Origin of the sequence: Streptomyces sp. NPDC094143 (genome assembly GCF_040303825.1) — a bacterium.
In the GTDB taxonomy this organism is placed as follows: Bacteria; Actinomycetota; Actinomycetes; order Streptomycetales; family Streptomycetaceae; genus Streptomyces.
Genome location: NZ_JBEOTZ010000001.1, coordinates 455,813 through 468,471 on the forward strand (window position 1 = coordinate 455,813; position 12,659 = coordinate 468,471).

The 12,659-nt window shown below is 74.7% G+C and carries 12 protein-coding genes and 1 riboswitch; of the genes, 5 read left to right on the forward strand and 7 right to left on the reverse strand.

Annotation, left to right across the window (positions count from 1 at the left end):
- Nucleotides 1–10: 10 nt before the first annotated feature.
- Both ABTZ58_RS02010 and ABTZ58_RS02015 read right to left on the reverse strand, forming a co-directional pair.
- Entirely contained in the window at nt 11–646 is a 636-nt protein-coding gene (locus ABTZ58_RS02010) for a hypothetical protein (RefSeq protein ID WP_351349407.1), read from the reverse strand.
- Between the two features lie 77 nt (nt 647–723).
- Nucleotides 724–1,932 carry a pyridoxal phosphate-dependent aminotransferase gene (locus tag ABTZ58_RS02015; RefSeq protein ID WP_351349410.1) on the reverse strand — a complete coding sequence of 403 codons (1,209 nt, stop codon included), beginning with the start codon at nt 1,930–1,932 and terminating at the stop codon, nt 724–726.
- 87 nt (nt 1,933–2,019) lie between these two features.
- Between ABTZ58_RS02015 and ABTZ58_RS02020 the strand changes: the two genes are divergently transcribed.
- On the forward strand, nt 2,020–2,658 hold the full coding sequence (locus ABTZ58_RS02020) for a winged helix-turn-helix transcriptional regulator (RefSeq protein ID WP_351349413.1): 639 nt from the start codon (nt 2,020–2,022) through the stop codon (nt 2,656–2,658).
- A 397-nt stretch (nt 2,659–3,055) separates the two neighbouring features.
- Here ABTZ58_RS02020 and ABTZ58_RS02025 read toward each other — a convergent pair whose 3' ends face one another.
- Complete coding sequence (locus ABTZ58_RS02025; RefSeq protein ID WP_351349416.1) at nt 3,056–4,549, reverse strand: IucA/IucC family protein; 1,494 nt, start codon at nt 4,547–4,549, stop codon at nt 3,056–3,058.
- A 100-nt stretch (nt 4,550–4,649) separates the two neighbouring features.
- On the opposite strand from ABTZ58_RS02025, the gene ABTZ58_RS02030 reads away from it, so the two are divergent.
- Entirely contained in the window at nt 4,650–6,182 is a 1,533-nt protein-coding gene (locus tag ABTZ58_RS02030) for an IucA/IucC family protein (RefSeq protein WP_502995989.1), read from the forward strand.
- Between the two features lie 51 nt (nt 6,183–6,233).
- A riboswitch (cobalamin riboswitch) is annotated at nt 6,234–6,357 on the forward strand.
- A 62-nt stretch (nt 6,358–6,419) separates the two neighbouring features.
- Nucleotides 6,420–6,818 (forward strand): (2Fe-2S) ferredoxin domain-containing protein, encoded by a 399-nt coding sequence (locus ABTZ58_RS02035; protein WP_351349419.1) that lies wholly within the window; start codon nt 6,420–6,422, stop codon nt 6,816–6,818.
- Between the two features lie 8 nt (nt 6,819–6,826).
- Here ABTZ58_RS02035 and ABTZ58_RS02040 read toward each other — a convergent pair whose 3' ends face one another.
- Genes ABTZ58_RS02040 through ABTZ58_RS02055 form a run of 4 tightly spaced genes read right to left on the reverse strand, consistent with a single transcriptional unit; the run spans nt 6,827 to nt 11,374 of the window.
- Nucleotides 6,827–8,899, reverse strand: coding sequence for an iron ABC transporter permease (locus ABTZ58_RS02040; RefSeq protein ID WP_351349422.1), 2,073 nt, complete (start codon nt 8,897–8,899; stop codon nt 6,827–6,829).
- A 7-nt stretch (nt 8,900–8,906) separates the two neighbouring features.
- Nucleotides 8,907–9,887, reverse strand: a complete 981-nt coding sequence (locus ABTZ58_RS02045) for an iron-siderophore ABC transporter substrate-binding protein (protein WP_351349424.1) — start codon at nt 9,885–9,887, stop codon at nt 8,907–8,909.
- A complete protein-coding gene (locus ABTZ58_RS02050) occupies nt 9,884–10,753 on the reverse strand; it encodes an ABC transporter ATP-binding protein (RefSeq protein WP_351349427.1) in 870 nt (289 codons plus the stop codon). The genes ABTZ58_RS02045 and ABTZ58_RS02050 overlap by 4 nt, the downstream gene beginning before the upstream one ends.
- A 57-nt stretch (nt 10,754–10,810) precedes the next feature.
- Nucleotides 10,811–11,374 (reverse strand): MSMEG_1061 family FMN-dependent PPOX-type flavoprotein, encoded by a 564-nt coding sequence (locus ABTZ58_RS02055; protein WP_351349430.1) that lies wholly within the window; start codon nt 11,372–11,374, stop codon nt 10,811–10,813.
- Nucleotides 11,375–11,477: 103 nt separating this feature from the next.
- On the opposite strand from ABTZ58_RS02055, the gene ABTZ58_RS02060 reads away from it, so the two are divergent.
- Nucleotides 11,478–12,392, forward strand: coding sequence for a HipA family kinase (locus tag ABTZ58_RS02060; RefSeq protein ID WP_351349433.1), 915 nt, complete (start codon nt 11,478–11,480; stop codon nt 12,390–12,392).
- Nucleotides 12,389–12,658, forward strand: a complete 270-nt coding sequence (locus ABTZ58_RS02065) for an Rdx family protein (protein WP_351349436.1) — start codon at nt 12,389–12,391, stop codon at nt 12,656–12,658. Before ABTZ58_RS02060 ends, ABTZ58_RS02065 begins: the two co-directional genes overlap by 4 nt.
- The last annotated feature ends 1 nt before the right edge of the window (nt 12,659 follow it).

The following is a 12,659-nucleotide window of genomic DNA, read 5'->3' on the forward strand; positions in this document are numbered from 1 at the left end:
GGCACGCGCGTCACGCCCGGCGCGGTGAAGCCAGCAGATACCGGGTTGCGGTGCGCGGCTCGCGGTGCTCGCTCACCTGCCAGCCCGCCCCTTGCAGCGTGGCCGCGCAGGTCCGCAGCGCCTCGCCGTCCGGCTCGTACACGGCGACGGCCTCCGGCTGCGGGGTCTCGCGCACCCGGTAGCCCCCGTCGTCCGGCCCGGCCGGGCGGTGGCCCGCCGCCTCCAGCGCGAGCGCGGCGGCCCGCACCAGGTGCGCACGCTCCCAGCCGCACGGCCGGTCCACCGCCCCGTCCGGGTTGGTCATCCGGCGCAGCTCCAGCAGCCCCTGCCAGGCGCTGTGCACCTCACGGCGCCGGGCGGGCCCCGGCCGCGGAGGATCCGGCTCGCCGCCGGTGCGTGCCGCGAACACGCCCGTGGGGGCGGGGTCCTCCCCGGACCCGGCCGGTTCGGGCTCCCCGGTGACACCCTGCCGTATCCGGTGCCCCTCCGGCGTCAGGAAGTGCTCGTGCGGCGGACGGGGGTGGCGGAAGGCGAGACCCCGCTTGACCAGCGCGGCGAGCTGCGCCTGCGTACCCCGCAGCCGTCCGGTCACGGGGTCGGCGGCGTCGATCACACGCCGCTGCGCGGCGGTCGGCGGTCGGGTCACGGAGTGCTCCTCTCCGGCCGGTCTCAGGGCACTGGCCCATCTGCTCGAAGGCTACGACCCGCCACTGACAACCGCGCCTACTGGCGGTAGCCGGCGAGGAACCGCCCGATCCGCCCGATCGCCGCCTCCAGGTCGTCGGCGTACGGCAGCGTCAGGATCCGGAAGTGGTCGGGCGCGGGCCAGTTGAAGCCGGTGCCCTGCACCACCTGGATCTTCTCCCGCAGCAGCAGGTCCAGGACGAACTTCTCGTCGTCGTGGATCGGGTACACCTCGGGATCCAGCCGGGGGAAGGCGTACAGCGCGCCCTTCGGCTTCACGCAGCTGACGCCGGGGATCTCGTTGAGCCTGCGCCAGGCCACGTCCCGCTGTTCCCGCAGCCGCCCGCCCGGCGCGGTCAGCTCGCCGATGGACTGCCGGCCGCCGAGCGCGGCCTGGATGGCGTACTGGGCGGGCGCGTTGGCGCACAGCCGCATGGAGGCCAGCATGGTCAGCCCCTCCAGGTAGTCCCTGGCGTGCTGCTTCGGGCCCGTGACCACCAGCCAGCCGGAGCGGAAACCCGCCACGCGGTAGGTCTTGGACAGGCCGCAGAAGGTGAGGACGACCAGGTCCGGAGCGAGGGCGGCGGCCGAGTGGTGCACGGCGTCGTCGTAGAGGATCTGGTCGTAGATCTCGTCGGCGAAGACCATCAGGCCGTGGCGGCGGGCGAGGTCGAGGATGCCCTCGACGATCTCCCGGGGGTAGACCGCGCCGGTGGGGTTGTTCGGGTTGATGATCACGACCGCCCTCGTCCGGTCGGTGATCTTCGCGGCCATGTCGTCCAGGTCCGGGTACCAGTCGGCCTGCTCGTCGCACAGGTAGTGGACGGCCTTGCCGCCGGCGAGAGTGGTCACCGCCGTCCAGAGGGGGAAGTCGGGCGCGGGGATCAGGACCTCGTCGCCGTCCTCGACCAGTGCCTGTACGGCCATGGAGACCAGCTCGGAGACACCGTTGCCGAGGAAGACGTCGTCGACGCCGACCTCCAGGCCCAGCGTCTGATAGCGCTGGGCCACGGCCCGGCGGGCGGAGAGGATGCCGCGCGAGTCGGTGTAGCCGTGCGCCTGCGGCAGCATCCGGATCATGTCCTGGAGGATCTCCTCCGGCGCCTCGAACCCGAAGAGCGCGGGGTTGCCGGTGTTCAGGCGCAGCACGCTGTGGCCGGCCTCCTCCAGGGCGTTGGCGTGCTCTATCACCGGGCCGCGGATCTCGTAACAGACCTCGCTGAGTTTGCTCGACTGCCGGAACTCCATGCGCCGCTTCCCCTCTGCCGACTTGTGTTGCTTGGTTTTACCAAGTAGGCGCTTGGAAAGTCCAACAACTTGTCTAGACTGCGTCGCATGCCACCTCGCCGAAGCTACGACCAGTACTGCTCCGCCGCCCGCGCGCTCGACGTCGTCGGCGACCGCTGGACCCTGCTGATCGTCCGGGAACTGCTCGCCGGCCCCCGCCGCTACACCGACCTGCACGCGGACCTGCCCGGCGTCAGCACGGACGTACTCGCCTCCCGGCTGAGGGACATGGAGCGCGACGGCCTGGCGACCCGGCGCCGGCTCCCGCCGCCCGGCGCGGCGAACGTCTACGAACTCACCCCCAGGGGGCGCGAGTTGCTGCCGGTGCTGCAGGCGCTGGGGGAGTGGGGGCAGGGCGAACTCGGCGAGCGCAGGCCCACGGACGCCGTCCGGGCGCACTGGTTCGCGCTCCCCCTGCTGCGCCTGCTGGACGGCGAGGGACTCGTCGAAGTGCGCCTGGAGGAGGGGAGGTTCCACCTGTACGCCGGAGCCGGGGAGGGCCCGCTGTACGGTGACGGACCCGCACCCGCGGAGCCCGACGCCCTGCTGGCCCTGGACACGGCCACGTGCACGGCGCTCAGCCGGGGCGAGCTGGACCTGGTCCGGGCCGTGCGGGAGGGCCGGGTCGAGGTGACCGGAGAGGGCCCCCTCGCGAAGACCCTGCGCGAGACGCGGCACGGCCGGTGAGGGGGGAGCGGCGGTCAGGGCGGCGAGGGAGGGTACGGGTGCCCTCGGCCCCCACGGGTGCCCGCCTCCGGCCGTACTGCACGCCTCCGGCCGTACTGCGCCTCCGGCCCCACGGGTGCCCGCCTCCGGCCCCAGGGGTGCCCGCCTCCGGCCCCAGGGGTGCCCGCCTCCGGCCCCAGGGGTGCCCATCCCCGGCCGTACGGGTGCCCGCCCACGGCCGTACGGGTGCCCGCCCACGGCCGTACGGGTGCCCGCCTCCGGCCGTACGAGTGCCCGCCTCCGAGGGTGCGGGTGACCGCCCCGGGCCGTACGGGTCTCCCCGACCGCGTACGGGCGATCGTCCGCGGATCCCGTTGATCACCCGGGCCGTCCGCACCGACGCACTCCACCACGGCGTTCAGCGGAGCGGATTTGGCAGCTCCGCCCACTGGTCCCCGGGCGTCCGGGGCGAGAGCCGCATCAGCGTCAGCGCCTTGGTGGGCAGGGGCTCCGCCCGCAGGGCCGCGAGGTCCGCGGTTTCCGGGAGGTCCCCCAGAGCCGTCTCCAGCGCCGCCGTGAGCGCCTCGCCCGACCCGGCCGTCCCGGCCAGCGCGCCCGCCACCAGGGAGCCGAACAGCTTGCGGCGCAGGGTGCGCTCGTCGTCCGTGACCATGCGGGCGGGCAGCTCCGGCACCGCGATGCCATGCCGGGCGAGGCGGGCCGGACTGACGCGGATGTCGGCCAGGTCGCGGTAGACCAGCCGCAGCGGGTCGCCCGCCGGCGACAGGACGACCAGGAGGTTCTGGCCGTGCGCCTCCAGGGCCACGCCCAGTTCCAGCAACCGCAGCCCGACCGTGAGGGCGAGACGGGCGAAGCCGGCCAGCCAGGCGGCGCTGCGGGGCAGTTCGGTGGTGGCGAGGGCGGCCACCGGCAGCACCCGCTCACCGCCGCCCGCGTACGTCTGCGGCGACTCCCGCAGCACGGCCGCGAAATCGGGCGAGCCGGCCGCCGCCGCGCCCAGGGTGCGGGTGACGTGCAGCAGCCCGTCCGTGCGCGCGGCCGGGAGCGCGGCGAAGTCCGACAGCAGCGCGGAGGCGGCGACCGAGGGCAGCGAGATGTCCCGGACCGAGGACGTCAGCCGGGCGCTCAGCGAGGTCTTCACATGCGGCCCGCCGGGCAGGGCGAGCGTCCGCAGGGACATCAGCGGATGCCCGGGACGGTGTTCCTCGCACGCCCGCTTCAGCACGTGCGCCGCCTGCCAGGGGTGCACCGGCAGCACCACGCGCCCCCCGTCCCGCAGCTCCTCCGGCCACACGCCACTGACCAGGCACTCCGCCGCCGGCACCGGCACCAGCCCCAGCTCCACCACCGGCCGGTGCTCGGGCCCGTAGGCCAGCTGCTCGGCGACCGAGAAGCCCGGCCGGGAGCGGCAGGTCGGGTGGAACGGGTGCCCGTCGACGATCCGCTGCTCCCACTCCCAGTCCCACTCCGGCCACGCCCGGCGGTCCTCCTCCTGCCCCGCCCTCGACAGCGCCAGCGAGGCGACGCCGTGCCCGAGTTCGGCCGCGAAGGAGGCGGAGTGCGGCACGCCCAGGTCTGTCATCAGCCGTGCCGGATCGGCGTACTCCCTCCCGTCGAGCCGCACGGCGGTGACGTACGCCCCGGTCGCGTACGGATCGGGCAGCGGACCGTGCAGCCGGCGGCCGTCGGCGAGCGACAGGGTCAGTCCGTCCCGGCACCGCCGCCCGCCGGTCACCCAGGGCAGTGGATCATGGGTCAGGCCGCGCCACAGGCGGGACAGCACGGCCGCCCGGGCACCGGGCAGTTCGGCCTCGTACCGCGGCAGGAGTCCGGGCCGGACGACGGACAGCTCGTCGGCGACCTCGGCCTCGGCGCTGGGGGGACGGTGCACGGGCGGGCTCCTCGGGTACGAATAGGGCGTCACAGCGGGATGGCGACGACCGACATACTGATCATCTCCGCCCGGAACGCTGGAAGGACCGTAGGGACGAGTGGAACGCGTGGACCTCATGCCCCCGCCCGCCGACGACGACTCGGCCCACGGTGACGACCCGGCCATCGGGCGTCTCGCCGACGCGTACGCCGCCGTGCCCCTGCTCAACTGCCTGCTGCGCGAGGTCGCCCGGCCGGTGCGTGAGGAGGGCGGACACCGCGTGTACCACCTGCCCGGCGGGGACCGCCTGCTGCGCGTGCGCGCAACCCGGCGGCCCGCGGCGCCCGAGGTCGAGGCGGGGGGTGCCTGGCGGCGCCTCGGCCACACCGAGCTGGTCGACCTGGTCGCCGGGGAACTGCGCCGGCGCACCGGTCTGGACAACCCCGGCCTGCCCGCCGAGATGACCGACAGCCGCGACGTGGTGGCCGCGCTGCTCGCCGCCCGCGCCGGGACCACCCCGCCCGACGACCTCTACCAGCGGTCCGAGCAGTGCCTGCTCACCGGCCACACCCACCACCCCGCCCCCAAGGCCCGCGGCGGCGGCCCCGCCGCGGCCTGGCTGCCGTACGCGCCCGAGGCGTACGCCCGCTTCCCGCTGGTCCTGCTCGGCCTGCGCGAGGACACCGTCGTGGAGGACGGCGACACCGCCGCCCTCGACGCCCTCGGCACGGCCCCGCCCGGCTACCGGCTGCTCCCGGCCCACCCCTGGCAGCTCGGCCTGGCCGCCCGGGAGCTGGCCCCCGCCTTCGCGGACGGCAGACTCCTCCGGCTCGGCACCACGGCCTGCGACACCTGGCCGACCGCCGCGATCCGCACCCTCTACGTCCCCGGGCGGGACCTGTTCCTGAAGTTCAGCCTGGACGTGCGCATCACCAACGACATCCGCCGGCTCTGGCGCCACGACCTGCTCGCCCTGCGCCGGACCGACTCCGCCACGAGCGCGGCCTTCGCGGCGTACGACGGCCCGCCCGGCTGGCTCGGCGACCGCGGGTACCGCACCGGATGCTTCGCCTTCGAGGCCCTGGCCGTCCTGGTCCGCGACGGCTTCGCCGGCCGCCTCGTGCCCGGGGCGACCCCGCTGCTCGCGGCCGGTCTCGTCGAGGGCTTCGACGGCAACCCGCTCGACCGGGTCACCCACCCGGAGGCCTGGTGGGAGGCCTATCTGTCCCACGCCGTGCCCCCGGTCCTGGCGGCCTTCGCCGGGCACGGCGTCGTCGTCGAGGCCCATCTGCAGAACACACTGGTCGCCGTGGACGCCGACGGCATGCCCGTGCAGGTGCTGTACCGGGACGCCGAGGGCGTGAAGCTGCTGCCGGACGTGGAGCGCGCGGCCGGCTGGGAGCGGCTGGTGTACTGCCTGGTCGTCAACCACCTCACCGAGATCGGCGGCGCCCTCGCCGAGCGCCGGCCCGGGTTCGACCCCTGGCCCGCCGCCCGGCGCGAACTCGCCCGGCACGACCTGCCGGAGATCCCCGCCCTGCTCGCCTCCCCGACGCTCCCCGCCAAGACGAACCTGCTGCTGCGCTGGACGGGCGCGGACGGCGCCGACGCCCGCTACCTGCCGCTGCCGAACCCGCTCAGGCGGTCCTGACCCCGTCACGGCCCCGTGGAATGATGACCGGCGACAAAGGCGACGGCGGACGAGGAAGCCGGTGTGAATCCGGCGCGGTCCCGCCACTGTGATCGGCGAGCCGGTCCCGACATGCCACTGCCCGCGAGCGGGTGGGAAGGCCGGGACCGGCGTCGACCCGAGAGCCAGGAGACTCACGCGGTCGCCTCCTCCACGGACCACCGGGGCGGATCTCCCCGGAGAGAGGGCAGGTGCGGCATGCCCGCGACGCCGGCCGGCGAACCCCTGGACGACACCCCGAGCGGCCCTCCGCCGTGCCGCATCGTGGTGTGCCGCGACTGCTGCTGCGGCAGCCCCAAGGTGACCGGCGTCGACCACGCGGCCCAGACCGAGCGCCTGCGTGCGGCGGCGCCCGTGCGGGTCTCCGACTGCCTCGACGTCTGCGACCAGGCCAACGTGGTCGTCGTGCAGCCGTCCGCCGCGGGCCGGGCCGCCGGTGCCAGGCCGGTCTGGCTCGGCCTGGTCAACGACCCGGACGCCACCGAGGACGTCGTCTCCTGGGTCCGCGCAGGCGGCCCGGGCGTCGCCCCGCTGCCGGACATCCTCGGCCTGTACGTCTTCAGCCCCCGGGCGCGACGGGACGGCGACCGCCCCTGACACCGGCCTCAGACCGCCCTCCGGCTCCGGACCAGCAGCCACAGGAAGTACGGGGTGCCGATCACGGCCGTCATCAGGCCGGCGCCCAGCTGGGCCGGGGCGATCACGGTCCGGCCCAGCAGGTCGGCCGTGCCGACGAGCGCGGCGCCGAGCAGCACGGCCACCGGCACCACCCGCACGTGCCGCCGGCCCACCAGGGCCCGGGCCGCGTGCGGCGCTACCAGGCCCACGAAGCCGATGGTGCCGGCCGAGGCGACGGCGGTCGCCGCGAGCAGCACGCCCACCACCAGGAAGCCGAGCCGGGCCCGGGGCAGTCCGAGCCCCAGCAGCCGCGGGGTGTCCCCGTCCAGCGAGACGAGGTCCAGCTCGGTGCGCCGGGCGACCGCGACGGCCAGCCCCAGGGCCAGTACGAGCGCGACGGGCACGACGTCCGCCGTGGTCCGCCCGTACGTCGAACCGGACAGCCAGGTCAGCGCCTTCGTGGCGTTGAACGGGTCGGTGAGCACGATGAGCAGGCTGATCAGGGCCGTCGACCCGGCCGCCACGCCGATGCCGACGAGGACCAGCCGGCTCTGCTGGTAGCCGCCGCGGGCGGCGAGCCCGAAGACCAGGGCGGAGGCCAGCGCCGCGCCCGCGAAGGCGGCCCCCGCGACGCCCCAGGAGCCGGCGGCGGGCACGGTGGTCACCAGCAGCACGGCACCGAGCGCGGCGCCGCCCGAGACGCCCAGCACCCCGGGCTCCGCCAGCGGGTTGCGGGTCACGGCCTGCACCAGCGTGCCGGCCAGGGCGAGCGCGGCGCCCGCGCAGAGTGCCGCCAGCACCCGCGGCACACGGGTGTCCAGGACGAAGGAGACGGTCTGACCGGCCCGTCCCAGCGCCCAGTTGGCGACATCGCCGAGCAGGAGCTTTGCGTCGCCCAGCAGGACACCGGCGAGGGCGACGGCGACGACCACGGCGGCCAGGGCGGTCACCGTGGCCAGGAACGCCGTCCGGCCGGGGACGCGCAGCCGGTCCGGTGCCTCCACCCCGGCCGTGTCCTTCAGCCGCAGGGCCGTCGCCACCAGGAACACCGCCCCGACCAGGCTGGTGACGATGCCGGTGGGCACGCCGACCGCCGTGTCCGCCGGGATCAGGGCCCGCAGCAGCACGTCCGAGCCGAGCACCAGCGCCGCCCCGGCAAGCCCCGCCGCGGGCAGCGCCGCCCGCGCGCGGGTGAAACCCCGGAACCGGCGGGCGAGCGGACGGACCAGGGCGGGCGCGCACAGCCCGACGTAGCCGAGCGGGCCGGTGAGCGTGACGGCCGCCGCGGACAGCAGCGCCGCCAGCACCACCACCGTGACGCGGGTGGCGTGCACCGGCACGCCCAGCCCGCGCGCCGCGTCGTCGCCGAGGGCGAGCGCGTCGACCCGCCGGGCGACCAGCAGCAGCCCGGCGAGCCCCACCAGGGCGACGGGCAGCATCTGCAGGACGCCGTCGAAGCCGTTCTGGCCGATGCTGCCCTGGTTCCACTGGTAGAGGCCCTCCGTCTGCTGCGGGAACAGCAGCAGCAGCCCCTCGGTGAGGGAGTTCAGGCCCAGCGCGAGCGCGGTGCCGGCCAGCACCAGCCGTACGGTGCCCGTGCCGAGGCCGGACAGGGCGAGCACCACGGCCGCGGCCACCAGCCCGCCCGCGAAGGCCACGCCCGAGGAGGCGAGCAGCGGCAGGGAGACGCCGGTCGCGCCGACCAGCCCGAGCGCCAGGTACGAACCGGCGTTCACCGCGAGGGTGTCGGGCGAGGCGAGCACGTTGCGGCTGACGGCCTGCAGGACGGCGCCCGCGATGCCGAGGACGACGCCGACCAGGATCCCCGCGGCCATGCGCGGCAGCCGGGAGGCGATCACCACGGACGCGTCGGCCGGATCGGCCTGCCCGGTCAGGGCCTTGAACACCTGCGCCGGCCCGACGGCGGCGGTGCCCTGGGTGATGTCGACGACCGCGAGGGCGGCGACGAGGAGGACGAGTCCGGCCGTCACCGCGGACGCGCCCGACCGGGTCGCGGCCGCCGGGGGACGGACGGCGGAGGGCGCTTCGGCGACGGCCATGGGGGCGTTACTTCGTCAGCGCGCCGACGAGGGCGTCGATGTACGCCTCCATCGAGCCGGGACCGCCGAACATCCAGATGCCGTCGGGCAGCCGGTGCACGTCGCCGGCCTTCACGAACGGCAGGGAGCTCCACACGGCGTTCTTCTTCAGCTGCCCGGCGAACGGGTTGCTGGCCTTGTCGCCGTCGTTGCCTATGTAGGCGAACGCGGTGTCCTCCGGCAGGGCGGTGAGGCCCTCGACGTCGGTGGTGCCGAGGCCGTACGCCGGGTCGCCCTTGACCTTCCAGGCGTTCCTCAGGCCGAGTTCCTCGTTGACGGACCCGATGAGGGAGCCGCTGGTGTACGGACGGATGGAGACCTGGTTGGACGTCACGTACCCGTCGGCGAAGGCGACGGGGCTGCCGCCGAGCTTCGCGCCGGCGAGGGTCTTGCGGCCCGCGGCGACCTTGCTCTCGAAGCTCTCGCGGGCGGCCTCGGCCTTGTCGGTGGTGCCGGTGGCCTTCGCGATCAGGTCGAGGTTCTTGAACATCTGCCCGATCTGGTCGGAGGCGTCGGCCGACTTGATCTCCAGGACGGGCGCGATCTTCCGCAGCTGCTTCACGGCCGCGTCCGGCAGGTCCGAGCTGGCCACGATCAGGTCGGGGGAGAGCGAGGCGATGGTGTCCGTGCTCGGCTCGCCGCGCGTGCCGATGTCCTTGGGCTCGTTCCTCAGCGGGACGGCGGTGTCCCAGGTCCTGTAGCCCTTGACGTCGGCGACGCCCACGGGGTCCACGCCGAGGGTGAGCAGGCTCTCGACCTCGTTCCACTCGGTGGCCACGACCTTCTTCGCCGGGCCGTCCAGCTTCACCGTCGCGCCGGTGGAGTCGGTGAGGCTGATCGCCCCGGTGGTCTTCTTCGTGCTGTCGGCGGCCGGCTCGGTGGTGCCGCAGGCGGCGAGGGTGAGCGCCGCGGCGGTGGTGGTGGCCGCGGTGAGCAGGAGACGTCTCATGAGGTGGTGCCGAGCCTTTCGCTTCGGGTGGTGCGGGTGTGGTGGCGGCCGATCGGACGGGTCCGCAGCCGGCCGGTGAGGGGGTCGGTGTCGACGTCGATCCGGATGCCGTAGACGGCCGTGAGGCGCTCAGGCGTCAGGACGTCCTCGGGCGGGCCGTCGGCGACGACTCGGCCCGCTTCGAGCAGGGTGATCCGGTCGGCGATGGCCGCCGCCTGGTCGAGGTCGTGCAGGACGACGCCCACGGCGATCCCGTGGTCGTCGGCCAGGTCGCGGACGAGGTCGAGGAGTTCGATCTGGTACCGCAGGTCGAGGTAGGTCGTGGGTTCGTCCAGCAGCAGCACGCCGGTCTCCTGCGCGAGGCAGCTCGCGAGCCAGACGCGCTGCAGCTGCCCGCCGGAGAGGTGGTCGGCGCCGCGCCCGGCGAGCTCCGTGACCCCGGTCAGCGCCAGCGCCCGCTCGACCGCGGCCGGGGCGTCCGCGTCGGGACGGCCGAAGCGGCCCCGGTGGGGGTAGCGGCCGAACTCCACGAGGTCCCGCACGGTCAGTCCGCCGGGTGTGGGCCGCCCCTGGGTCAGCAGGGCCACGTGCCGTGCGAACTCCCGGGCGGACAGGGCCAGGCCGTCGATGTCGCCGTCGATCCGCAGCCCGGCCCGGCGGGCCCGCTGCAACCGGGCGACCGTCCGCAGCAGCGTCGACTTCCCGCTGCCGTTGGGACCGACCAGGACGGTGACCTCACCGGGGCGCAGGGCGATCGACGCGCCGTGCACGACGTCCACGCCGTCGTACGACACGGTCACGTCCGTGGCCGACAGTTCATGCCCGCGCAGACGCCGTCCGCCCGCGGGTGCTTCACCAGATCTCACGAGAGAGAAGGTTAGCCTAACCTAACCGCAGGTCGGGAGGGGGTGTCCGGTTCCGCCTCAGGCGACCGTCCAGGACGCGGGGTCCCACACGCCCGAGCGGCGCAGCGACGCGGGGCAGTGCAGATAGATCTCGTCGATCTCCAGCAGCAGGGCGAGGGCGGGGCGTTGGCCGCCGTGGCTCATGGCGTCGAAGAACGGGGCGTCGGTGAGGATGCGGGCGCGGCCGTTGACGCGCAGCACCTCCCTGCCGCCGGGTATCAGATACAGCAGGCCGGCGTGCGGGTTGTCCAGGATGTTGTGCAGACTGTCGCCGCGCCGGTTGCCCGGCCGCTCCGGCAGGGCGATCGTGCCGGAGTCGACGACGTGCGTGAAACCGGCCGTGTCCCCGCGCGGCGAGACGTCGCAGCTGCCTCCCGCGTCGGAGGTGGCCAGCAGGCAGAAGGGGGAGCGGGCGAGGATGCCGAGGTCCTGCTCGGTGAGCCGGTCGTGGACCTTCTCGATCACCGCGGGCCAGGGCTCGCCCAGCAGTCCGCGCAGTTCGGCGCGGGAGGCCAGTTCGGTCCAGCCCTCCTCGGGCGCCGCGTCGGGCCCGGCCCCGGCGGCGTCGGTGGTGTGCGGCATGACCGGCTCCCGTGCTCGAAGTGATCGAAGTTAGGCTTGGCTAACCTTAACGGCCGGGGTGACTGGCCACATCCACGGCCCGGCCGCCCGGTACGGTGGGGGGATGCTGTCCGAGGTCACCGCCACCCGCTACGTCGAGCCGCTGCGCTCCGGCGGTTCCGTCCCCGGGATCGTCGAAGCGGACGACCTGGGCACGTACGTCGTGAAGTTCACCGGCTCCGCACAGGGCCGCAAGGCGCTGGTCGCCGAGGTGATCGTGGGCGAACTGGCCCGGGCGCTCGGACTGCGCTTCCCCGAGCTGGTATTGGTGCACTTCGACCCGGCGATCGCGCGGGACGAGCCGCACCAGGAGGTGCGGGGCCTGCACGCGGCCAGCGCCGGAGTGAACCTCGGCATGGACTACCTCCCGGGCGCCCGGGACTTCACCCCCGAGGTCGCCCGGGTCTTCCCCGTTGATCCGCTGGAGGCCGGGCGGATCGTCTGGCTGGACGCCCTGACCGTGAACGTCGACCGCACGGTCCACAGCTCCAACCTGATGGTCTGGCCCACCCTGGGCGTGGCGCCGCCGCGCCTGTGGCTGATCGACCACGGCGCCGCCCTCGTCTTCCACCACCGCTGGGACGGCACCGACCCCGCCAAGTCCTACGACTTCCGGCACCACGCCCTCGGCCACTACGCGCCCGACGTCCGGGCCGCCGACGCCGAACTGGCCCCCAGGGTCACCGAGGACCTGCTGCGCCGCATCCTCGCCGAGGTGCCGGACGCCTGGCTGGCCGAGGATCCGGCCTTCGGCACCCCGGACGCGGCACGGAAGGCGTACGTGGCGTTTCTGCACGCGCGGGTGCGATCCTCCCCGGCGTGGCTGCCCACCGACTTCCCCAGCCGGGAGGAGCTCGCCGCCGAGGAGGCCCTGCGGGCGGCGCGGAACCAGCGAGGACGTCCCGCGTGGCTCAAGCAGGTCCCCGACCTGCACGGCAAGCCCGCGGCCCAGCAGGATTGGTCGGTGCACCTGGGATGAGTGGCCGTGTCGAGATCGAGTACTGCACCCGGTGCCGCTGGCTGCCCCGCGCGGCCTGGCTGGCGCAGGAGCTGCTCACCACCTTCGAGGCCGAACTGACCGAACTGGCCCTGAAGCCCGGCACCGGCGGGGTGTTCGTGGTCCGCGTCGGCGACGAAGTCGTCTGGGACCGTCGCGAGCAGGGCTTCCCCGAGCCGACGGCCGTGAAGAAGGCCGTACGCGACCGAGTGGCCCCGGGCAGGACCCTGGGCCACTCGGAGCGGTAGG